This window comes from Aliinostoc maniaoense (assembly GCF_058172895.1).
On record NZ_CP187952.1, the window covers coordinates 515,361 to 539,157 of the forward strand.

Consider the following 23,797-nt stretch of genomic DNA (forward strand, 5'->3'; position numbering starts at 1 on the left):
GAATTTTTGATGATTATTAGTTGACAGTTACTTATCTACCAACTGCGGGATTTTTTTGTAACTCAGGTCTAGCACTGGCTTCATCTGCTTTTTCTTTTAAAAATTTTGAAGCCTCTTGGACATTTTCTTGTACAGTGCCAATTCGCTCTTGAATGCGAGTGCCTACATCTGGTTCACGCTGAATTAAACCACCTGGTTTTGGCTGTTGGTAGTCTTTTTCAGTAATGATTGGTAATTCCCCTTCTTTTAAAACTCTCCCTGTTGGTGTTTCCGCACCAGGGTAGAGCAATTCAGATTCTCTATTAGCAGCAATCAATATTTGTGGATTGCTTTCTAGATTAGCTTGGTCACTTGTTTGACTGGTCTTTGTGTTGGTGATTTTTGGATCTGTAGACATCCTATACTTTGTATATTTGTCTCCACCATTTTTATAAGGATTATTTGCACCACCAGCTTGTACAGCAGGATTTTTGGGATTTGCACCTTGAGGATTTGCTTGGGTGCAAGCAGTGCTAAAGATTAACAATATCCCAGCCAAAAATACGGTAATAACTTGGCGCAGGCGCATTTTTTTCCATAAAGATATGAGGCTGTTCACCAATTCCTCCTTCCAAATAATCACAAGCTAATTTTCTTACTTATTTGTAGTTAATAAATAAGCAAAGATGTATGTGGTTTTTTGGTTGATTTAACTACTCAATTGACCAACAGTATCTAATGTTAGGTGTAAAAAATTATCTTTTCCTCTAGCGTAAGTCACATTATTTATGCTCGTAATGTGCTATTTTTATCTAACTTACGAGAGATAACATTAAATATGATTACTAGTTATCAATTATTAGTTATTTTTGATTTTCAATTAAAATTGATATTTCTCCCTCTAATTATATTTTAAATAATGAGATTTACTTATTACTTATTACTTATTACTTATTACTTATTTAAAAATATAGTTGGTGCGTGACGCTATCAGCCTCATGACTACGTTCACATACTTTCGTAGCGTCGCACCCTACTTAACTTATTACTCATTACTAAGTAGAACGGCGTGAATAATTCAAGGTTTGTAGTAGGGACTTTAGTCCTCTCTTAAGGGCTAAAGCCCTTACTACAAGCTAATTTAATTAAATTTTACATTACTTAATGTAGTTTGTTTTTTTCTCGCCGACTTACTTAGGTTTTCTCTCCGCGACTCTGCGACTCTGCGTGAGACATATCAAAATCTCTGATAGTTAGACAAAATAGTACAAATGTACTATAATAGATACAGCATTCACAAAGTGGATATAGCAAAGCACTTATGTCACGGTCTTCTGGAAGAGGGATTCAAGGGTATAGTCAAATGATTAAACATTACATTCTCAATCTCAACCCTATTGCCAAACACGAATGGGATCGCTGCATCTTAAGAGATCCTCTAACTGCAAAGCGTCCAGACATTGCAAAATTAATTGCTGAAGCTGTTGGTGCTGATGCTGGTAGTTATTTGGTGAGCGTGAATATTGAAGTCCAAGTGTTAGAAGAAGCTGCTGCACCCCAATCAGAACAACTTTCGCTTTCATTACCTGAAATGAATGTTCCGAATCAACTCAGAGAAGCAGCGTAATTGTGCGGCTAATCTTTGAGGGCGTTGTTGAGAGGCGATCGCTCTTGCTTTTGGTGACAAGTATCTCACACCTTGGTAACTTAGCATAGTTAGAGCGATCGCCAACGCATAATATTGATATCGATCCATCATTTGCGTTTTCTTGCGATAATTCCCAAGGGGGACGCGCTCCCACTGTTTCGTGAAAGGGGGAATGATGACACTCAAACGCATATTTTTATTCTTTATCCTCACGCCGATTGCAGTTTTATTTGCTGCTTCATCTCTATTCGGGACTTTACAAGAACCCCAGTTTCAGACTCGTTTAGAACTTTATCAAACTAATATTGTTCTGGAAGCGCAAGCTTGGCAACCAAGCGATAGTCAAGATGAAAACTCGGAGGTACTTCGAGAAGCCATCCTTGGGGATCAACCCCTGGAAGGTGCTACAGAGAAATACCAACAAACACGTCAATCTGTACAGACTAACTTAGCCAAAGTGCAGAGCCAACTTGCACAACTGCGTTCTACAAATCAAATTCCTGTACCACCGAAACCACTACCAGAAGTTCCTCCCACCACAGATGTTGCTAACTCCCAAAAGCAGCAGCAGTTGGAGCAGTCCCAACAAAAAATGCAAAAGTTCCTAGATGAATTAGACTTGGAGTTGGGAATTTTACAAGCCAAGCAAGGAAAGACAGATACAGCACTCAAAACCTGGAACGATGTAGAACAGGGACAAGCACAACAGTCAACAGTTAACACTCAACAAACTGCTGCTGTGCTTAGTGGACTATGGAGCGATCCTCCCAGGCTGTTACCTGATGCTCAAGCTGTAATTAATAATAATTTATCAGGTTGGTTTCGTTCTACAGCTTTGATTCAGTTATACCAACTCCAACAACGCCAAACCGCTTTATCAGAAGTGCAAACAGCACAGCAAGAGAGGGCTGCTGACGCTGTATATAAGTTAGCAGTTATTAGTACTGTTCCTGCTGTTGCAGCTTTGGCGGGAGTTATCCTGTTAATTTTCTTAATTGCTCAACGCTTACTCAAGGGGAAAGAGTCATTACTAGCCCAAAATGAGGATTTAACCTGGACAACACCTTGGGATGGGGAAATCATCTTACAGGTGTTTGTCGTCGGGTTTTTCTTCATGGGACAGGTTTTCGTTCCCGCTTTACTCTTAACACTGCCTATTCCCCGTCCCCTGGCGGATGTACGCCTGCAAGCTGTTTCAGTTTTAGTTAGTTACTTTTTAGTAGCTGCGGGTGCGCTATTAGTTATGTATTTCTCGTTGAAGAAGTTTTTCCCCCTACCGAGACTGTGGTTTAAATTACAGCTACGGGATAATTGGTTTTTGTGGGGATTTGGGGGATATTGCGCTGCTTTACCGATTGTTGTCGTTGTTTCCTTGATTAATCAACAGCTATGGCAAGGACAGGGTGGTAGTAACCCTTTATTACAATTAGCATTGGAAAGCCAAGACTTTGTAGCACTGGGAATATTTTACGTTACAGCTGCGATCGCCGCCCCCATATTTGAAGAAATCCTCTTTCGTGGCTTTTTATTACCCTCATTAACGAAATACCTACCAGTGTGGGGAGCAATTCTCGCCAGCAGTTTATTATTTGCGATCGCTCACCTGAGTTTATCAGAAGTATTACCATTGACCGCTTTAGGTATCGTCTTAGGAGTAGTTTACACGCGATCGCGCAACCTACTTGCACCCATGCTACTGCATAGCCTCTGGAATAGCGGTACACTCATCACCCTGTTTCTCTTGGGTAGCGGTAATTAGGTAGGTGTGGGGGTGTCGGGGTGTAGGGGTGTGGGGGTGTAGGGGTGTGAGGGTGTAGGGATGCAGGGCGCAAGGGAGAAAATCTTTCCCCTCTGCTCCCTGCTCCCTGCCCCGAAGCCTGCCACCACGCAAAGTTATCTTGGTAGACTACTAGTTCCCAATCCCTATTGAGGTAGTTGACAAATAAAAGTAATTAAGCAATAATAAGAAATTGTCGATATGCAAAACTGCTAGCGGAACTGGCGGAATTGGCAGACGCGCTAGATTCAGGTTCTAGTGCCGCAAGGCTTCCGGGTTCAAGTCCCGGGTTCCGCATTGAAAAGGGAAAAAGTAAAAGTCAAGTATATTTTGCTGGCTGGTAAGTTTTATCAGATGAAGTAGTGTTAACAAGTTTACAAAATCCTTTAGTTAAGCAAATTCGCAAGCTGCAATCTACCAAAGAAAGACATAAGCAACAGTTGTTTTTATTGGAAGGAACGCACTTGTTAGAGGAAGCGTGTGCGGTGAATTACCCTCTAGAGGTGGTGTGTTGTACTTCGGAGTGGCAAGCAAACCATAGCCAATTGTGGGATTTAGCCTGTAGTTTATGCGATCGCTCTGAAATTGTCAGTCCTGAAGTGTTAAGTGCGATCGCTACTACTGTACAACCAGATGGAGTCATAGCAACAGCCAAACGCGCCGAACAGCACAATCAAGTGCCGTATACTGGCATAGTTTTAGCCTTGGAAACCATCCAAGATCCCGGAAATTTAGGGACAATGATTCGTACTGCGGCGGCGGCTGGTGCGTCGGGTTTATGGTTGAGTCAAGACAGTGTAGATTTAGATAATCCTAAAGTCTTGCGTGCTTCGGCTGGACAATGGTTTCGTTTAGCTACGGCAGTAAGTGAAGATTTAAAGGCAACAGTCAAAAATTGTCAGCAGGCGGGAATGCAGGTAATAGCCACCTTACCTACTGCCAAGTTAACTTATTGGGAAGTAGACTGGCAAAAACCGAGTTTGATTTTGTTAGGAAATGAAGGTGCTGGCTTATCCGCAGATTTAGCCGCAATGGCAGATACCCAAGTCAAAATACCCCTGAGTCCAGGAGTAGAATCATTAAATGTAGCGATCGCAGCTGCTTTAATGCTATATGAAGTCCAGCGTCAAAGCCAAGGTGGTTGAATCTTAACCCTTTTATATCGTGTTCGGTTAAAGACTTATAGTTAAGACTGCAAGGGGGCAGGGGGCAGGGGGAAGAAAGAGTTTTTTGTTTCTGCACAGTTCAGAGAATTATAACCAATTATCCGAACTTGATATTACACGAGATTTGATGTTGATGAGGTACAGCAACTGATTGAAAAAAGTAATAAGTAAATTTCTTACTTATTACTTGTTACTTATTACTTGTTACTTATTACTCATTACTCATTACTCATTACTTATTACTCTATAGGAATAGAAATTACAAACTCTGTCCCCTCACCCAAAACAGAATTAACTGTGATTTTACCGCCGTGTTTTTCTTCAATAATTTGCTTGGCGATCGCTAATCCTAAACCTGTACCTTTACCTACTGATTTAGTAGTAAATAAATGGTCAAAAATCTTGTTTTTAACTTCTTCAGTCATTCCTTTACCATTATCGGTAATTGAGATTTTCGTGTATTTATCCACAAGTGATGTTGTGATTGTGATGCGGTTAGGGTGAGTTTTAATTTCTGCAAAACTCTTACCAATACTTGCTTCTTCTAAAGCATCAATAGCGTTGGCAAGAATATTCATAAACACCTGATTTAATTGTCCAGGAAAACAATTGACTAAAGGTAAATTACCATAGTTTGTAATTACTTCAATGGCTGGGCGTTGTTGATTTGCTTTCAGGCGATGCTTGAGGATTAAAAGTGTGCTGTCAATGCCTTGATGTAAATTAAATTGAACTTTATAATCTTTGTCAGCACGAGAAAATGTCCGCAAGCTAGTGCTAATATTTTTCAACCTGCCGCACGCCATCAACATTGCATCGATTGTTTCAGGTAAGTCTGCCAAAAGATATTCTAAATCAATTTGTTCCGCATGGTTTTGAATTTCATCACCAGGGTTTTCGATAAATTTTTGATAGAGTTTCAAATGTTCTGTGATATCAACAAAATTGGGTTTAGTTTGTTGCAGCGTAGCAGAAATAAATCCCAACGGATTATTCATTTCATGGGCGACACCTGCAACTAAATTACCCAACGCAGACATTTTTTCACTTTGGACTATATGCAATTGGGCATTTTGCAAATCAGTAAGTGCTTGCTCTAACTTTTGGGCATATTCCTGAGCAGATTCATAAAGTAGGGCATTTTCTAGAGAAATGGCAGCTTGAGCGCAAATGAGATTGAGTATTTCGACGCGATCGTTTGTAAATGCTCCCTTTGTTAAGTTATTTTCTAGATATAAAATCCCCAGTAATTTGCCTTGATGCAAAATTGGGCTGCACAAGATACTTTGAGGCTGTTGACGGATAATATAAGGGTCATTGCCTAACACCGGATCTGCGATCGCATCCACTAAAATAGTAGTCTGTTGGTTGTGCTTGACTTTGTAAATCAGCTTGTGGGGAATGTCTTGGCTATCCTCAACAGGAACGTGCTGCAAAACGACTGGCTGCATCCCTTCAGAAATCGACCCTTTAATTAGCAATTTTGCATCTTGCAACAGCATTAATACACATTTATCCGCCCCAGCATTTTCAATGACGATTCTCAGCAATGATAAGAGAAGTTTTTCAAGTTCCATTTCACCGGAGAGAGTTTGAGAAGCTTTGAGGATAGCTGTTAAATCTAGGCTATCGGAGACACTGCTGTTAGAAGTGAGGGAACTGGCGGATGAGACAGTCCTTAACGTAAGGATCGTTTCGTCAGTGGAGAAACGAGAATTGGTTTGCTGTAATGTGGGAGCGAGTAATTGGGGATAGCGAGTTTCTAAGTCGGCGACTTTGGCTTTTGCTCCCCAACAAGTATAAGCATAGTAGGCTTCAATCATATACTCTTGAGCAATGCGTTGTTTGCCCCAATCAAGATAGAATTTTGCCGCCAGTTCGTTAGCAAGGGCTTCTTCTTGTACGTAATCGTTAATTTTAGCTCCACATATTGCCTTGTCGTAGATGTCACTGGCTGCGATTTTTTGTCCTAACACGCGACATTTTTCGGCTTCGACTAAATCAAACTTATGCTGATGATTCATCGGTGCGTGGTGCGCCCAGTTTTTTAGCTGAGTTTGATTTTCCTCTACCCGTTGCAATACCTCTGATGGATCTTGTAATTGTAAATTGAAACTTGCTAAGGCGATCAAAGAATCGTAAAAATAAAATGCTGCTTCATATACTAGTCCTTGAGCAGCAATTAAGTGGTTTCTGCATTCAACAGCATGATTTTGCGCTTGTTCAATTTCTCCAAACAAAAAGCAGAGCATGAGTTTATATGAATGGAAGACATACAACTCACTGAAATTATTATCAGAGATGATCTGTGGCAAAATTTCCGTTTCTTGGACAACTTCCCCAGACAAAATACAAGGATGTTCCCCATAACCAAGCAAATTTAATGCAGACTGCCAAGAAAGCCGACAGTGATTAGCTAGTCCAACTTGATTGAGTTGCATCAACCCATTGTAGTAAGCACGAGCATTCTGTTCTAAGGTAGCAAGAGATTGATTACACCAAAAAGAAGCATTACAAAATGTACGGGCATGATATCCTGCAAATTTTGTGCTGCCAACTTCTAAAGCAATCACATAACTTTCTTGCAATAGAGGGAGAATATCTTTGATGTGAGATTTGCGATGCAGGATAAAACCTCCCAAAACTAAAATTACTTCTGGTTTCAGGGCTTTAGCATCAAATTTGGTAATCAGTTTTAGTGATAATTGAGCAAATTCTGTCGCTGTATCGATATCTTGTAAAAAATTGCAGAGAATGAAGCCATAGTTAGCATAAGCAAATGCAGAAATAATTGTATTTCCATACTGAATCGATAATCTAACTGACAAGGCTATCAGTAATGGACACAAAATAGAACCAGAGTTGTAAGCTGCTGGGATGAGAGCATTAGCAATTTGGATAATTGCCAAGACTTCCCGATCTGTCATTACAGGTAAATCACATAAATTGGCAATTTCTCGATCTCCAATTAGTTGATTAATTTCTTGAACTGCCTGTTGAATATCTACTGGAGTTGGTGATTCAGGAAACTTGACACCGAACTGTTGTAATAGATTTTGTCCAATATCAAGGGCTTTGATTATTTCATCTTGAAAATCATAAGATTGAATTTTAATACAATAAATATTGACTTTTTCTAGCAAAGAGTGTGCTTGTGTAATTACGCTATCAATTAATTGCTCCATTAATTCAAAGTCGCCGCATAAAGAAGCAATTTCTGCTGCTAACTCATGCAATTCTAAGCTCATATCATATTGCCGGTGCCAAGCTTGTTCTCCTAATAAACATAATCCTATGGCAGCATATTCTCCAGCCGCTTGATAGGCTGTAGAGTTTTTAGCTTTGCGACAAGCAATTAAATTAAGTTCTGCTAATTCATCTCGGTGATTCTGTTCGCCAATTAACGTGATTCCGTAATTTAATTGATTGACAAGTTCAAAAATTCTCTCTTCTCTGACATCTAGAGACATCTGTTGCAGCAGCAGTTGTCCGATTTGGTAATGAGTTATCTGTTTTTGATCATCGGGAATTAGGGAATAAGCAGCTTGTTGGACGCGATCGTGTAAAAATTTGTATGTAACGGTTATTTGTTTTTGCTCATCTTGCTGTAGTTCGCTATTTTTTAATGGAGAATCCTGATAAAGTTTATAAATCTCATTAGTTGGTAAAATCAGTCCTTCTTGTAAGGCTTTCCACAAAGCAGCAGCAGTTTCAATGACTGATTGCTTACAAACAATAGCCAAAGTATCTAAATCGAACTGATTACCAATACAAGCGGCTAATCGCAAGGTTTCTTGAGTTGATGATGGGAGTTTTTGTAATTGCAAACTCATAAATACCAAAACATCATCTGTGACTGCTTGAGTCGTAACCTGTGCAATATCAAATTGCCAACAGCCTAACTTTAAATCAAATTCAATCAATCCATCTTGATGTAATGCTTTAAAAAACTGGATGGTAAAAAAGGGATTACCTTGGGTTTTTCGATAAATTAATAAAGATAAATCCCATGCTAAACTTTCACTACATTTGAGGGTGTCAGCAACTAATTGATTGACTTGTTCTTGATTGAGGGGTGCTAAGGTAATTGTATTAATTGTTGCTTGATTTTTTTGGATTTCGCTCAAAGTCAACATTAATGGATGTCCTAGATGGACTTCGTGATCACGATATGCACCAATAAGTAGAATATGACCTGTATCAGCCATTAATAGCTGCATTAATTTTAGTGATGCTGAATCTGCCCATTGCAAATCATCTAAAAATATTACCAAGGGATGTTCTGCACTGGTAAATACTTGTGTAAACTTTTGAAATAATAAGTTAAAGCGATTTTCGGCTGAACTTCCTGATAATTCTACTGCTGGTGGTTGTTCACCAATAATTTTTGATAATTCGGGAATTACTTCAATAATAACTTGTCCATTGTCACCAACAGCTTCTAATATTTTATTTTTCCATTGTTCTATTTGAGTGTCACTTTCTGTCAATAGTTGTGCCATTAAATCACGAAACGCTTGCACAAAAGCAGAGAAGGGAATATTGCGGTTAAATTGGTCATATTTACCTTTGATAAAATAGCCACGTTGTCTGACAATTGGTTTATGAACTTCATTGACGACTGCTGTTTTCCCAATTCCAGAAAACCCAGCTACCAGCATCATTTCTGTTGCACCAAGGCTGACTCTCTCGAAAGCTTCTAGTAGTGTTTGTACTTCGGTTTCTCTACCATAGAGTTTATCAGGAATAAGGAAGCGATCGCACACATCATTACTCGCAATTTCAAATCTTTGAATCTCACCAGTTTCTTTTAGCTGAATTAAACATTTTTCTAAATCAAATTTCAGTCCCAAGGCACTTTGATATCTATCTTCAGCATTTTTCGCCATCAATTTGCTGACAATTTTTGATAATACAGATGGAATTTGGGGATTAATTTCGTGTGCTAATGGTGCGATTTTGGCAATATGAGAATGTACCAACTCAATCGGATCGTTGGAGGCAAAAGGTAACTCTCCTGTAAGTAATTCGTAGAAAGTTACACCCAGGGAATAAAAATCTGTGCGGTAATCAATTCCCCGGTTCATTCTGCCTGTTTGTTCAGGAGAAATGTAACCTAATGTTCCTTCTAAGACATTAGGATTGACGAGGGTTTGGGTTTCACGCGGTAATAAAGATGCAATACTAAAATCGATTAATTTAACTTGTTTGGTTTGAGGATGAATTAATATATTGCTGGGTTTAATATCTTTATGAATAATGCGCTCGTGGTAGAGTAAGTTGAGGATGTCGCAGAGTGCGATCGCTATCACTAAAAATTCTTCTAAAGATTGTTGGGTTTGTCTAGTTCGCCACTCCTTCAGAGAAATCCCCCCAAAGTCTTCCATAACTAGTGCATAACCATTTTGGCAAGGTTCTAGACTGTAGGTTTGGACTATCAGGGGGGAGTTGAGATTTTTAGCAATTGTGTACTGATTGCGAAACAATAAAAGTTCGTGAAAGCTGGGATAAGGATTTTTCAGTAATTTGATCACTACTGATTTTTGATCAACTTCTCGATAACCTCGATAAACTTGAGTTCGAGAGCCATTATAGAGTTCTTCGCTGATGCTATATCCGGGAATCTTAACAAGAGTGCTAGTCATATCCTAAATCTTTAAAATGTTTAGATTTAGTATTCCCAAATGATCAACTGAACTCTATATAATGGTAAAAATTTACACTGGTAATTGAATAATGAATTGTGTTCCTTCGCCCAGAACAGAATTAACTGTGATTTTACCACCGTGTTTTTCTTCAATAATTTGCTTGGCGATCGCTAATCCTAAACCTGTACCTTTACCTACTGACTTAGTAGTAAATAAATGGTCAAAAATCTTATGTTTAACTTCTTGAGTCATTCCTTTACCATTATCAGCAATTGAAATTTTCGCGTATTTATCTACAATTGATGTTGCAATTATAATGCGGTTAGGGTGAGTTTTAATTTCTGCAAAACTCTTACCAATACTTGCTTCTTCTAACGCATCAATAGCATTAGCAGTAATATTCATAAACACCTGATTTAATTGCCCAGGAAAACAATTGACTAAAGGTAAATTACCATAATTTGTAATCACTTCAATTGCTGGGCGTTGTTCGTTAGCTTTGAGGCGATGCTTGAGAATTAAAATTGTGCTGTCAATGCCTTCATGGAGATTAAATTGTACTTTGTAGTCTTTGTCAGCGCGAGAAAATGTCCGCAAGCTAGTGCTGATATTTTTCAACCTGTCGCACGCCATGACCATTGCATCGATTGTTTTAGGTAAGTCCTCTAACAGAAAATCTAAGTCAATTTCTTCCGCATGGTCTTGAATTTCATGACTAGGATTTTCTAAGTTTTCTTGATAGAGTTTCAAATGTTCTGTGATATCGGCAAAATTGGGTTTCGTTTGTTGAAGTGTAGCAGAAATAAAGCCTAATGGATTATTCATTTCATGGGCGACACCTGCAACTAAATTACCCAACGCAGACATTTTTTCACTTTGGACTATATGCAATTGGGCATTTTGCAAATCAATGAGTGCTTGCTCTAACTTTTGGGCATATTCCTGGGCAGATTCATAAAGTCGGGCATTTTCTAGAGAAATGGCAGCTTGAGCGCAAATTAAATTCAGTATTTCGATGCGATCGCGCGTAAACGCCCTTTTAATTAAACTATTTTCCAGATATAAAATTCCCAGTAATTTGCCTTGATGCAAAATCGGACTACACAAGATACTTTGAGGCTGTTGACGCACGATATACTGGTCATTGGCTAAAATCGGATCTGCTGTCGCATCCACCAAGACAACAGTTTGATTACTGTGCTTGACTTTGTAAATTAGTTTGTGGGGAATATCTTGACTATCTTGAACCTGAAGATTCTGCAACACAACTGGCTGTGTTTCCTGGGTAATTGAGCCTTTAATTAGCAAGCGGCTGTCTTGCAACAGCATTAATACACATTTATCAGCCCCAGCATTTTCGATGACGATTCTCAGCAATGATGAGAGAAGTTTTTCTAGTTCAATTTCACCGGAGAGAGTTTGAGAAGCTTTGAGAATCGCCTTTAAATCTAGGGTATCTGAGACACTGCTTTTAGAATTAGTTCCACTGGTAGAGGTGACAGTCCCCAAGGTGATGATAGTTTCGTTAATTGAGAGAGTCGAAAGAGTTGGCTGTAATATGGGAGTCAGTAGTTGGGGATAGCGTGTTTCTAAATGGGCAACTTTGGCTTTTGCACCCCATTTTTCGTAACAATAGTAGGCTTGTTGTATATAGCTTGCGGCGAATTTTTCTTTGCCCCATTCGAGACAGAATTTACCTGCAAGTTCGTTTGCTAGGGCTTTTTCTTGAAGATAGCCATTGACTTCAGCCCCAGAAATAGCACTATCGAACAGTTCAATTGCTTCTGTTTTCTGTCCTGATAAAACGCTTAAAACTGCATTCACTAGATCGTACTTATGAGCAAAGTTTTCTGGACAACTAGCAGCCCATAAACTCAGTTGCGCTTGGTTTGATTTAACTTTTTGGATGTAACTATTATCTAAACCTAAAGCATGAACCCGACAGTATTCAGCTAGAGCAATAGATTGATAAAAATTGATAGCTGCAACCTGATATTTTCCAACAATCGTACCAACGAGTTCTTCAGCCCCCTGAGCCGATTCCAATGCCTCATCATAGCGTCCGTAAAAACACAAAATTTTAGTTTTTAGGAGCAAATAGTGGCAAATTGCATAATCACTGTTGTTAATCCTACATACTTCCAGATGCTGCTGCTCAGTTGGGATATTCTCAGCACGACTAGCTGTAAGTTCAGCAAGTGCCATGTTTAATCCAGACAGTACATCTACAGGCAGCTGATAGTTAAGTTTTTTGGCACAAAATTCTAAATATTCAGGAAGATTTTGCTGAATTTCTAATAGGCTTGCTCCTGCATAAAATGGATTGAGCAGCTTGTACATCAAAAGATTACCAGAGAAAACCATCTCCCCAGACTGTAGCCCTGCTACTAATCCTTGATCGAAAATAGGCACCGAGCAACGCAAGGGACGCACCCAGGAAAGCAAATTATTTCCCAGCATATAGCAAGCTTTACATAGATTTTCTGCTTGCTTAAATCGTTTGGCTAAACTTTCTGCCAGGACTCCAAATTCATAGCCAGATTGATAGTTGCTCTGATAATATCCGAGATACATTCCATAGGCTGAAAATCCGTTTCCTGATTCAGCTATTACGCCAAAATTGAGCGATACGGAAACCATCGATAAGGCGACGATAAAGTATAGCTCTCCCTTTTGGAGAACATAAACAGGTACGATTAAATTATTCAAGATTTTGATAATTAAGCGTTTTTCTGGATCGGTGGCCTCTGGTTCATCGACTAGCTGCTCTATTGTGCGATCGCCTAATTTCAATTCAATCTCACGTTGGTAAGATTCAAGTTTCTCTGGTAAGTCTATTTCTGATAAATCAAAATTCAAGCAAGACAAGGCCTTTTGTCCATACTCAAGTGCTTGGAGATATTGACCTTGCAATGTGAACATCAAAATTGCTAAGTTAAACGCTTCAGCCCGATCAATTTGTTGTCTTGCAAAGCTAGAAATCGTTTCCACAATGGCGAGAGAAGATTGAAAATCCCCAGACAAATACTTAACTTCTGCGAGATTGAAATAAACATCTAAGGTTTTCTCATAACATTGCTGCCAACTATCGGCAGGTAACAAGCTTTTAGCTACTGTAAAATAGTTAACAGCAACTCCATAGGCAGTAGATTCTTTAGCCCTTTTCCCCGCAATCGAGTTTAGCTGTAAAAGTTCTGAACGTTCTTCTTGGCTTTGATGCAGTACAAAGCCCTCATTTAAGTGATTGACGATCGCAAAAATTTTGCTACCTTGTTCTTCTTTTGAAACATTAGCCAGCAGAAGTTTACCGATTTGGAAGTGGGTTGCTTGTCTCAAAGTCTCAGGAATCAGAGAGTAAGCGGCTTGCTGCACTCGGTCGTGGAGAAACAGATAATTAACAGTAATGTTATCAACCGCTTCTACATCATGTCCCTTTCCTTGGAAAAACTTGTAGGTTGAGTTTTCTGGAATCACTAACCCGTCTTGCAGCGATCGCCACAAGTCTGCTGCTACACTCTCTGGAGTAGCTTCACAGACTACTGCTAAGGTTTCTAAATCAAATCTATTCCCAATACACGCCGCTAGTTTTAATACTTGCTGTGTAGCTTCTGGTAGCCTCTGCAATCGTCGGATTGTAAATTCCACAACATCATCCGTCAGAGCCAACTGTGTCACCTGGGTTAAGTCACACTGCCAATAGCCGGAGGCAGGATTAAAAATAATACATTCTTCCTCGTGGAGTCCGTACAAAAACTGAATGGTGAAAAATGGATTTCCCTGAGTTTTTTGGTAGACTAAGTGCGAAAGTGGTGCAGCGATATTATTGGCACACTGCAATGTATCGGCAACTAAACAGGTAATATCTAATTCATTCAAAGCAGCCAACATCAGAGTATTGAGATTGACACCTGTTTGTCTAATCTCATTCAGGGTGAGCATCAACGGGTGGGCTGGAAAAACCTCATTATCCCGATAAGCTCCGAGTACGAGTAGATAGCCTGTTTCTGACTCGCTCATCAACAATTTCAAAAGATGCAAAGAAGCAGAATCAGCCCACTGTAAATCATCGAGAAAAATCACTAAGGGATGTTCTTTTTTCGTAAATACCTGAATAAATTTGCCAAACAACAAATTAAATCGATTCTGAGAAGCACTACCAACTAGCTCAATTACTGGGGGTTGAGAGCCAATAATGTATTCTAGTTCGGGAATGACTTCAATGAGAACTTGGCCGTTTTCACCAACAGTAGCCAGGATTTGCTCTTTCCAGTGAGCTAGTTCTATATCGGATGCGCTGAGGATTTGTCCCATCAAGCTGCGAAAAGCTTCGACAAAGGCTGAAAACGGAATATTGCGATTAAACTGGTCGTACTTCCCTTTGATAAAATAGCCGCACTGTCGGGTAATGGGTTTGTGGACTTCATTCACTACCGCAGTTTTGCCAATACCAGAGAAACCAGCCACCAGCATCAGTTCAGAACTACCGCCTGCAACACGCTCGAAGGCTTGGAGTAAAGACTGAACTTCATTTTTCCGTCCATAGAGTTTATCAGGAATGATGAAGCGATCGCACACATCCTGACTCGCAATTTCAAAACTTTCAATCTTACCCAAAACTTGTAGCTGATGCAGACAATTTTCTAAATCAAATTTCAATCCCAAAGCATTCTGATATCTATCTTCAGCATTCTTCGCCATCAATTTACTAACAATTTTTGATAGTACAGATGGAATTTGGGGATTAATTTCGTGTGCTAATGGTGCAATTTTGGCAATATGAGAATGTACCAACTCTATCGGGTCGTTGGAGGCAAAAGGTAACTCTCCTGTAAGTAGTTCGTAGAAAGTTACGCCGAGTGAGTAGAAGTCTGTGCGATAGTCAATCCCTCGATTCATTCTCCCGGTTTGTTCGGGGGAAATGTAACCTAGTGTTCCTTCTAACACATGAGGATTGACGAGGGTTTGGGTTTCTCTAGGTAATAATGATGCAATACTAAAGTCGATTAATTTAACTTGTTTGGTTTGGGGGTTGATTAATATATTGCTGGGTTTAATATCTTTATGAATAACGCGCTGATGATAGAGTAAATCTAATATATTGCACAGGGCGATCGCGATCGCTAAAAATTCTGCTAAAGATAATTGTGTTTCTCTAGTTCCCCACTCCTTCAGAGAAACCCCCCCAAAGTCTTCCATAACTAGTGCATAACCATTTTGGCAAGGTTCTAAACTGTAGGTTTGGACTATCAGGGGGGAGTTGAGATTTTTAGCAATTGTGTACTGATTGCGAAACAATAAAAGTTCGTGAAAGCTGGGATAAGGATTTTTCAGTAATTTGATAACTACTGGTTGTTGATCAACTTCTCGATAACCTCGATAAACTTGAGTTCGAGAGCCATTATAGAGTTCTTCGCTGATGCTATATCCGGGAATCTTCACCAGAGTGCTAGTCATATCCTAAAATCTTTAAAATGTTTGGATTTAGTATTCCCAAATGATCAACTGAACTCTATGTAATGGTAAAAATTTACACTTATATTTGAATAATGAATTGTGTTTACTTAGGCTTGTGCCTACTCCTCCCTTTGGTAATAACACAACACTCCCTGAAAGAGTTCTCTGTAGGAGTACTGATAGGGTATTAAAAATTACGAATTATTTTTCGTCTTTTCTTCTAGATATTGTTCAATATCAGCAACTGCGTCTTCCCAGGCTGCTAAATTCGTATCAGTTGCATCTTCATTCTGTTCAACTGTATTGGGGTTAGTAGTAGAGATATTTGGTGTCGCCTCACCCTCAGTCTCACTTTCGGTTAAGATATCTTGCAATTTTTCTAGGGCTGCTTGAAACTCTTGATCAGCCTCCTGGCGATTATGTTGCTGATTTGATTCCATAATATTTGATTTCAAATTTTTGATTGAGAAATTAGACGTTAATTTTAATCCCTATTATATTTACAGCAAATAGCTGTATAAATTTTACCAAGAAAGGGAACAGGGAACGGGGAACAGGGAACGGGGAACAGGGAACAGGGGAGACAAGGGAGGGGCGAGTGTGGGGAGAGAGGGGAGTGTGGGGGGAAAGATTTGTTCTCCACCATCCCACACCTCCCACACCTCCCACACCTCCCACACCCTGCCCTGACAAGGTTTCAGCTTAACAAGCGTGCTATTCCCCAATGCCCAATGCCCCATGCCCCATTCCCAATGCCCCACACTCAATTGCTTATTTTAGTAATGCGTACCCGTTTTACGGTGATTGATGGCTGTGACATCATCGGGTTTGATGAGCTTACCATTATCAACGGTTGCATATACTACCCAATGGTCGCCACATTCCATCCGTTGCTCAACGGAACATTCCAGGTAGGCAAGAGCATCAGTAAGGACTAGACAACCGTTTTCTGCTGCTGTGGTGGTGAAGTTAGCAAAACGGTCTTCTCCGGGTTTGAAGTTTTTGCGGAAATGCTTCATGTATTCCAGATGATTGCCTTCTGGGAGGATATTCAGGGCAAACTTACCACCAGGATACATGAGGGATTCTATGGCGCGTTCTTTGGCGATCGCCACCGTCAACCCAGGGGGATTAAAGGTAGCTTGAGATACCCAAGACCCTAGCATTCCTGTGGATACTTCCCCATGTTTAGCGGTAATTACACATACTGAGCCGACAATTCTACCTACGGCTTGTTCTACAGGGGTAGCAGCTTGTTGAGGTAAGCGGACTTTTTTAGCTTTCTTTAAGGTTTGAGCAAAATCTGTACCCAATTCTTCACAATATTTCAGGGTGACATCATCGGGTTTAAATTTGACTTTCAGGGTTTCCACACCAAAACGATATCCAGCATCCCGGAGTTTGCATTCAATCATTTCTACGGCTTCACCACTCCAACCATAAGAACCGAAAACCCCAGCTAATTTGTTGTTATCACCCACCTTGAGAACAATGCCTAAAGCGGTGTTAATGGGGGTAGGCGCATGGCCGCCAATGGTAGGAGAACCGATGAGAAAACCATCCGCTTTTTCTAAAGCCGCTTGAATTTCTTCCGGGGTGGCAAATTCGCAGTTAACAGAATTGACAGCCGCACCACCTTTAGTCACTCCCAGCGCGATCGCCTGTGCTAAAGTTGCAGTGTTACCGTAAGCTGAGGCATATAATAACGCCACAGAAACTTCCCGGTCTTTTTGAGCCAAACTCCAATCAGCGTAAGCTTGGGTCAATGCCATTAAACTACTACGTACCAAAGGCCCGTGACCTACACCATACATTCTCACTTGTAAGTCAGAAATTTTTTCTAAAGCTGCTTCCACATGGATAGCATGGGGGGCCATCAAACAGTTGTAGTAATAACGTTGGTCTTCTTTAAAAGATTCCCAATTGTCATCAAACACATCATCACTACAGATATGTACCCCAAACAACTTATCTGTATAGAGAATCTGGGTTTGTTGGTCATAGGTGCAAAGTCCTTCCGGCCAACGGGGACTAGGAATAGGCAAAAACTTCAACACATGACCCTTACCTAAATCAAGGGTTTCTTTCCCCCGCATCACCAAAATATTTAAGCTATCATCTGGGAACGCCGCCCGTAAATTAGCCGCACCGAGAAGGGAACAGACAAAGGTAATTTGCGGTGCTACTTCTAACAACGCCTTCAGAGTCGGTACACGGTTAGGGCTAAAATGTCCCAGGATGACGTAATCCAATTGTTTCAAATTGATCGTCTGCTGCAATGCTTCCAAATAAATCTTCGTAAAAGTTTCACCAGGGGGGTCAGTAATTGCAGTTTTATCACCTTCGATGACATAGGAATTAGAGGTAGTACCTCTTTCTAAGGCATATTCAATTTCAAACCGCAGACGTGACCAACTACGCGCTCTGAGAACTTTAGTATCTGTAGCAATAGGCAGAATTTGTACGTCACGAGGTTTGGAATCGTTCATAGATGTTGGTTCAGATTTATCAAAAAATTGCAAAAACCGGGTAGATTTTGCCCAGTTTTTAGTGGATTCGATGAAGCGGTTTAAATCCATATTATTGGGAATTGGGAATGGGGCATTGGGAATTGGGCATGGGGCATTGGGAATTGGGCATTGGGCATTGGGAATTGGGCATTGGGCATTGGGCATGGGGAACTAGGGAAAATTCTTCCTTGTCTCCCCGTTCGCGTAGCGTCCCGCAGGGAAGTTCTGTTCGCCCTTGGCGTTGGCGAAGCCATCGGAGGAAACCTCCGCACCCTACGGGAAGCAAGCTACAGACTTCTCTCCTTGTCTTCCTTGTCTCCCCTATCTCCCTTGTCTACCCCTGCTCCCTGCCCCCTGCCCCCTGCTCCCTGCGCCCTACACCCTTTCTAGTAATAATTACCCACCTTACGGTGACGTACTGCGGTGAGTCCATCGGGTTTGGACACTCGCCCTTCTTGGACTGTGCAGTATAACAGCCAGTGGTCGCTACATTCCATGCTGCTTTGGACTTCGCATTCCATGTAGGCTAAAGCGTCTGTGAGGATAGGTGAGCCGTTTTTGGCGGTTTGGGTTCTCACTCCGGCAAAGCGGTCAGCACCGGGCAGCAAACGCTTGAGGAAGTGCTTTTTGAGTTCTTGATAGTTGCTTTCTTCTAAGACATTGAGGACGAAGCGATCGCCTATTTGCATTAAGCTATCAATAGCCCGGTCTTTAGCTACGGCAATGGTAAATCCTAACGGTTGCAAACTTGCCTGGGCTACCCAAGAAGCTAACATGGCACTGCTAACATCACCTTTTTTGGTGGTGACAATATACAAGCCACTGCTAATACGTCCCAAAGCCTTTTCCATGTTGACATCAAGGGCTTTGATTTGCTTGATGTTCCGTTCCCGTGTCAATAGTTGACCTAAATCTGTACCCGCTTCGGTACACATTTGGTAAGTGGAAGCACCAGGAACATCTTTAATGCGAATGGCTGGGAAGGCTTCTTTAACACCCAAGTCAATAAACTTGCGGCGCATTGTATCAACGGGTTCATCATCACCGCCGAAGCACTCAAACAAGCCGACTAGTTGCTTATCTTTAATTACCGATAGCAAAGAACTAATACCAGCTTGGGCAGCCACGGAGGTTGTAGGCGGCATACCAATAATTAAACCAGCTGCTCTACCTGCCAATTCTTGAATTTCTTGAATTTCGGCGGTGCTGAGATCAATGATTTCTACACCTAGACCAGTTTTTTGAATACCTTCTGCTATGGCTTGACCAAGGCGATCGCTATATCCATAATCAGAGACATAGAATAAACCAACAGTGGTTTCCGCTTTGGCTTGTCTTTGACTCCAACTGTGGTAACACTCGGTCAACACATCCAGGTGATGATATAACAGAGGCCCGTGACCGTTAGCGATAATATTAATCTTGCCTAATTCCCCCATCCGCTTCATTGCGTTCAGCAGGGAACGAGCGTTTGGCCCCATGAGACAATCATAGTAAAATCTAAAATCAGCTTCGATCGCTTCTAAATCTTCATCAAAAGTGCGATCGTCACAGAAGTGCATCCCAAACGCGTCACAGGTAAACAGAGTTTGAGTTTTGCGGTCATAACTAAAGATAGTGTCTGGCCAGTGGAGATTAGGCGCACTCACAAATTCGATTTCGTGACCTTTACCAATATTAATGCGATCGCCACTTTTGACAATCCGCTTAGAAAAAGGATCATGTACCAAACCTTCCAAAAATTGCAACGCAATTTTAGAAGCCAAAACCGTTGCTCTTGGTGCTAATTGCAGCACATCTTCCACCAAACCACTATGGTCTGGCTCTGTATGACTGACAATAATGTAATCAATAGCCTTGGGGTTAACCAGACTTTTAAGGGTATCTAAATACAATTGGCGAAACTTCTGGTGAGAAGTATCAATTAAAACTGTTTGTTCACCCCGAATCAGATATGAATTATAAGTCGTACCGTTTTGCAGTCCGAACTCGATATCGAAGCGATCGCGATCCCAGTCTAGACAGCGAATCGCCGTAGTATTAGGGGCAATTTCTACAGTTTGGACAGTTAACCGATGCTGAACTTCTGCGTTGGCGTTGCCGGTCGTAGACATCGCTACCATTATTATCTTCGTCTCCGAGCGCAAATAAACAGTATTGTTTCTCTGCCCCCATTGTGCCGCCAACCCGTTTTTTAAGTTGTAATGAAAACGATATTTCCCTAAATTCAATATGTAGCAAATAATGCCATTTTTCGGGATTATTTCTAACTAAATAAATACCCGAATAACGGCTTGTATCAAGGATATTAAGTTTTAAATCTTGACCTTTCTTAGCAAAATTTAGATTCCCTCACATATCATACATAAATTATTGATCATGTAGAAATTTCCGTAAGAAAAAGCATAGATTTCTCTACGTTGCTCAGTGTTCAAGACATAAATTCGTATTACTCCGAGTAGTGGACTGACAAGCCTAAAATGATGGATGAGGCGTAGGTTGGGTTGAGGAACGAAACCCAACAGAATCCTGAAAGTGTTGGGTTTCACTCCGACGCGGAGAGGGGCTTAAATATCTGGAAAGCTCTCTTGCACCTCGGTTAAAAACCGGGTTTCTTGCAAATCCCTCAGCTTAAAACCTTAATCTTTCGTTCAGAAACCAGGTTTTTTAGGGCTTTTTAGGGCTTGTTGAGAATGGTGCAAGATATAAAATTACCTATTAACAGTTATCAGTAACGCACCAAAGGCCTTGGTGCTAGGTGTTGTACTCTCGCTGCTAACACAACGGCAATATTGCAGGAGGAAAATCCACACTGCAATTTGCCTTCCCTACGTATCTGTTCAAAATTCAAGTAGGAATCATATATTTAGGGACGACTTAAATTAGAAGTTGTCCCTTTAAATTTATCAAAATGAAGTATTATTTATCTACTTACCCGCGTAGATTCCACCCATTCATCCCAAGAGCTATCATAACCAATATAAGTAATTTTATAAAGATTATCAGCAATATCTAAAACTTCTGCTTGATACCATTTCCCCCGCCATAGAACTCTTACCGAATCTCCGATTTCAAATGATGCTCGAAATCTTGCGGATTCAACCCATTCATTCCAAGAACTATCATAACCATCGTAAGTAATATAGCATTGGTTATCATCAACCTTTAATACTGTAGCTGGATACCATGTTCCTCTCCAAAGAACCTCCGCCTTTTGTCCTACAGAACACGGTGAAGCCGCAAAGGCACTGGGTATTAATGTTCCTAACAAAGTTGCCATGAAAACGCCAGCAAACAATAGTTTATTTTTCATTTTGATAGCATTCCTCAGTAAAGTTATCCACTAACTTTCACTATTGTCATGGCGTTGAATTTGCGATCGCCTCAGCAAAAACTATGAATTTACGCCGCTTTTTGTAAAGATATGGCTATCTTATTATGAATTTAAAATTAATAATATTTAAGAATTTAACTGAGTATTAGTAACAACTAAAAACATTAAATATTAGTTTTTATTTTTGAAAAAATTGAGCAATAAAACCAATTTATTAGAGTCATTTAGTTTTAGTAGTTGGTAATGGGTAATTGAACATAAATTATTACCCATTACCTATTAACCAGCCCCTTCTCTACGAGAGGCTGCGCCAACGGGGCGGAAACAGGCAAGAGGGTTGGGGGAACAGAAGAAAAAAGTAGAACCGGATCTTGGTTTTAAGCCTCGCCCCCGAAGTTGCTCCTCTTGGGCAAAGCCCAAGACCGCACTTCTCTCCTTGTGGGCGAAATAATCCTTGTATCGCAAGGTAGGTTGAAACCCCACAAGAAAGTGGGTGGCTTAGTTTTCCCTGTTGCCCGTTGCTTCAACCCTGTTCCCTTTCATCAATTACCATCGCTGAATTGATAACTAGCTAAAGTTGCTAGCTATCAACACAATTAAGGAGTTTTTTGTAAATCAGGTCTTTCTTCTGGAACGATCGCGTCAGCTACAGGGCATACTTGAATACAGATACCACAATCAATACAGGTAGAAAAATCGATCCAGTACCAATCAGTTCCCTTAACATTTTTGCCAGGGCCTTGATGAATACAAGCTACTGGACAAGCTTCTACGCAGTCAGCAGCACCTTCACAGACATCAGTAACAATAGTGTGTGGCATTTGATAGATTCCCTCTCTTTTGAATCAGCTTTTTCTAGCCTAGCAGGGTAAAAATCAATTCAAAATTCAAAATACCCTTACGGGAAGGCTTGCGCCTACAAAATTCAAAATTATGAATTAGGTGCAAAGTAATAGGGGAAGGGATGAGTATTAGTATTTCCCCTAAACCCCTAAACCCCTAAACCCCTACACCCCTACACCCCTAAACCCCTACACCCCTACACTTTCAATTGCCGGTGTTCCATCGGCTTTAATCCAGGCGATTTGCGCTATATTGCGATCGCGGGCGTATTGTTTAATTGCCTCTGTATCTTTCCCACCCAGTTCCATTTCTACGCGGACTAAATGAGTAGAATCACGCAACTTTTGAGCATAGGCAAAAGCCGCAGCATGAGCAATTGGCGTTTCGGCAACTACCAACCAGTTACTAGCCGGGATTTCTTGCGGTAATTGCTGAGTTGACAACAAAACTTGATACAGGTCTTCAATATTCAGCACAAAGCCAATACCGGGAATATCTTCACCTTGGGGGTTATACAGTCCCAAAAGCTTGTCGTAACGGCCACCTCGTCCTAAAACCTGTGCTTGTGATTCCCTACTACTGACAATTTCAAACACAATGCCGGTGTAGTAGTCTATGGTTTGAATTAAACTGAGGTCGAGAATAATCGGGAATTTCCCCTCTGATTCTAATAACTCGACTAAAGATTTGAGGTTATTAACTGCTTGTTGCTGACTAGCATCTAAATCCAGACTGCTAACTTTTTGCAACACATCTGCACTATTACCACGCAAATCTAACATGATTCTAGCGCGATCGCGTAATTCCTCACTTAAGGGCAGAGTATCTATAGTAATGCGGTCAAGATGAGCGATCGCACTCCGCACTTTGTCACGTACATTTTCAGGAAAAGCATTTAAGAGCGATCGTGTGATTCCTGCTTCACCTAAAATTAAATGCCAGTCCTGTAAATCTAACGCCATCAAGCAATTACTCACTAACAGTAATACCTCAGCGTTGGCTAACAAACCACCCACACCTAACAATTCCACCCCAGCTTGATAAAATTCTTGCTGGCGATTGTGTCGGTTTTCCCAGATGCGGCGAAAGACGTTAGCATTGTAATACAGTCGTTGCGGATAAGTATTACCTGCCATCCGCGTTGCCACAGCACGAGCAATAGAAGCTGTCAACTCTGGCCGTAATCCTAATTCTTCATCTTCAGCATTTTGTAGTTGAATCACCATTTGGCGTTGAATTGCTTCCCCCGCCATCAGTGTATCCATACGTTCCAGGGTTGAGGTAATAATCCTGTGGTATCCCCAACGATGAAACACCTGCTGTAATCTATCTTCAATCCAGCGTTTTTGAGCCACATCCAGAGGTAATAAATCCCTCGCTCCTGCGGCTGGTTGATACACCATTCATCCTCCGTTATATTGCCCCATTTTCCTGCAAA

At 40.8% G+C, this 23,797-nt stretch carries 14 protein-coding genes and 1 tRNA gene; 4 read left to right on the top strand and 11 right to left on the bottom strand.

Annotated elements, in window-relative coordinates; translation table 11 throughout:
- Positions 1 to 31: 31 nt before the first annotated feature.
- On the bottom strand, positions 32 to 598 hold the full coding sequence (locus ACPZ3T_RS02210) for a DUF6658 family protein (protein ID WP_490277094.1): 567 nt from the start codon (positions 596 to 598) through the stop codon (positions 32 to 34).
- A gap of 744 nt (positions 599 to 1,342) precedes the next feature.
- Here ACPZ3T_RS02210 and ACPZ3T_RS02215 point away from each other — a divergent pair.
- Positions 1,343 to 1,606: a hypothetical protein gene (locus ACPZ3T_RS02215; protein ID WP_490273367.1), complete on the top strand. Its 264-nt coding sequence runs from the start codon at positions 1,343 to 1,345 to the stop codon at positions 1,604 to 1,606.
- Here the strand turns inward: ACPZ3T_RS02215 and ACPZ3T_RS02220 are convergent.
- The gene (locus ACPZ3T_RS02220; RefSeq protein ID WP_490273368.1) at positions 1,562 to 1,738 is read right to left on the bottom strand and encodes a hypothetical protein; all 177 of its coding nucleotides are present in this window, start codon (positions 1,736 to 1,738) and stop codon (positions 1,562 to 1,564) included. The two genes, ACPZ3T_RS02215 and ACPZ3T_RS02220, sit on opposite strands and share 45 nt — an antisense overlap.
- Positions 1,739 to 1,802: 64 nt before the next feature.
- On the opposite strand from ACPZ3T_RS02220, the gene ACPZ3T_RS02225 reads away from it, so the two are divergent.
- From ACPZ3T_RS02225 to ACPZ3T_RS02235, 3 genes are all read left to right on the top strand, one after another.
- Positions 1,803 to 3,386: a CPBP family glutamic-type intramembrane protease gene (locus ACPZ3T_RS02225; protein ID WP_490277095.1), complete on the top strand. Its 1,584-nt coding sequence runs from the start codon at positions 1,803 to 1,805 to the stop codon at positions 3,384 to 3,386.
- 233 nt (positions 3,387 to 3,619) lie between these two features.
- A tRNA-Leu gene (locus ACPZ3T_RS02230) sits at positions 3,620 to 3,701 on the top strand.
- A 65-nt stretch (positions 3,702 to 3,766) separates the two neighbouring features.
- Positions 3,767 to 4,549: a TrmH family RNA methyltransferase gene (locus ACPZ3T_RS02235; protein WP_490273369.1), complete on the top strand. Its 783-nt coding sequence runs from the start codon at positions 3,767 to 3,769 to the stop codon at positions 4,547 to 4,549.
- A gap of 260 nt (positions 4,550 to 4,809) precedes the next feature.
- Here the strand turns inward: ACPZ3T_RS02235 and ACPZ3T_RS02240 are convergent, their stop codons facing one another.
- The 9 genes from ACPZ3T_RS02240 to ACPZ3T_RS02280 all read right to left on the bottom strand — a co-directional run bounded on the left by ACPZ3T_RS02240 (position 4,810) and on the right by ACPZ3T_RS02280 (position 23,762).
- Positions 4,810 to 10,215 (bottom strand): trifunctional serine/threonine-protein kinase/ATP-binding protein/sensor histidine kinase, encoded by a 5,406-nt coding sequence (locus ACPZ3T_RS02240; protein WP_490273370.1) that lies wholly within the window; start codon positions 10,213 to 10,215, stop codon positions 4,810 to 4,812.
- A gap of 72 nt (positions 10,216 to 10,287) precedes the next feature.
- Positions 10,288 to 15,672: a trifunctional serine/threonine-protein kinase/ATP-binding protein/sensor histidine kinase gene (locus tag ACPZ3T_RS02245; RefSeq protein ID WP_490273371.1), complete on the bottom strand. Its 5,385-nt coding sequence runs from the start codon at positions 15,670 to 15,672 to the stop codon at positions 10,288 to 10,290.
- A 194-nt stretch (positions 15,673 to 15,866) separates the two neighbouring features.
- A complete protein-coding gene (locus ACPZ3T_RS02250) occupies positions 15,867 to 16,112 on the bottom strand; it encodes a hypothetical protein (protein WP_490273372.1) in 246 nt (81 codons plus the stop codon).
- 336 nt (positions 16,113 to 16,448) lie between these two features.
- Positions 16,449 to 18,161 carry a diflavin flavoprotein gene (locus ACPZ3T_RS02255; RefSeq protein ID WP_490277096.1) on the bottom strand — a complete coding sequence of 571 codons (1,713 nt, stop codon included), beginning with the start codon at positions 18,159 to 18,161 and terminating at the stop codon, positions 16,449 to 16,451.
- Positions 18,162 to 18,252: 91 nt separating this feature from the next.
- Entirely contained in the window at positions 18,253 to 18,468 is a 216-nt protein-coding gene (locus tag ACPZ3T_RS02260; protein WP_490273373.1) for a hypothetical protein, read from the bottom strand.
- Positions 18,469 to 18,568: 100 nt separating this feature from the next.
- Positions 18,569 to 20,305 carry a diflavin flavoprotein gene (locus ACPZ3T_RS02265; protein WP_490273374.1) on the bottom strand — a complete coding sequence of 579 codons (1,737 nt, stop codon included), beginning with the start codon at positions 20,303 to 20,305 and terminating at the stop codon, positions 18,569 to 18,571.
- A gap of 800 nt (positions 20,306 to 21,105) precedes the next feature.
- Positions 21,106 to 21,495, bottom strand: coding sequence for an agenet domain-containing protein (locus tag ACPZ3T_RS02270; protein ID WP_490273375.1), 390 nt, complete (start codon positions 21,493 to 21,495; stop codon positions 21,106 to 21,108).
- A 617-nt stretch (positions 21,496 to 22,112) separates the two neighbouring features.
- Positions 22,113 to 22,337, bottom strand: coding sequence for a ferredoxin family protein (locus ACPZ3T_RS02275; RefSeq protein ID WP_490273376.1), 225 nt, complete (start codon positions 22,335 to 22,337; stop codon positions 22,113 to 22,115).
- A 210-nt stretch (positions 22,338 to 22,547) separates the two neighbouring features.
- On the bottom strand, positions 22,548 to 23,762 hold the full coding sequence (locus ACPZ3T_RS02280) for an ATP phosphoribosyltransferase regulatory subunit (RefSeq protein WP_490273377.1): 1,215 nt from the start codon (positions 23,760 to 23,762) through the stop codon (positions 22,548 to 22,550).
- Positions 23,763 to 23,797: the final 35 nt, after the last annotated feature.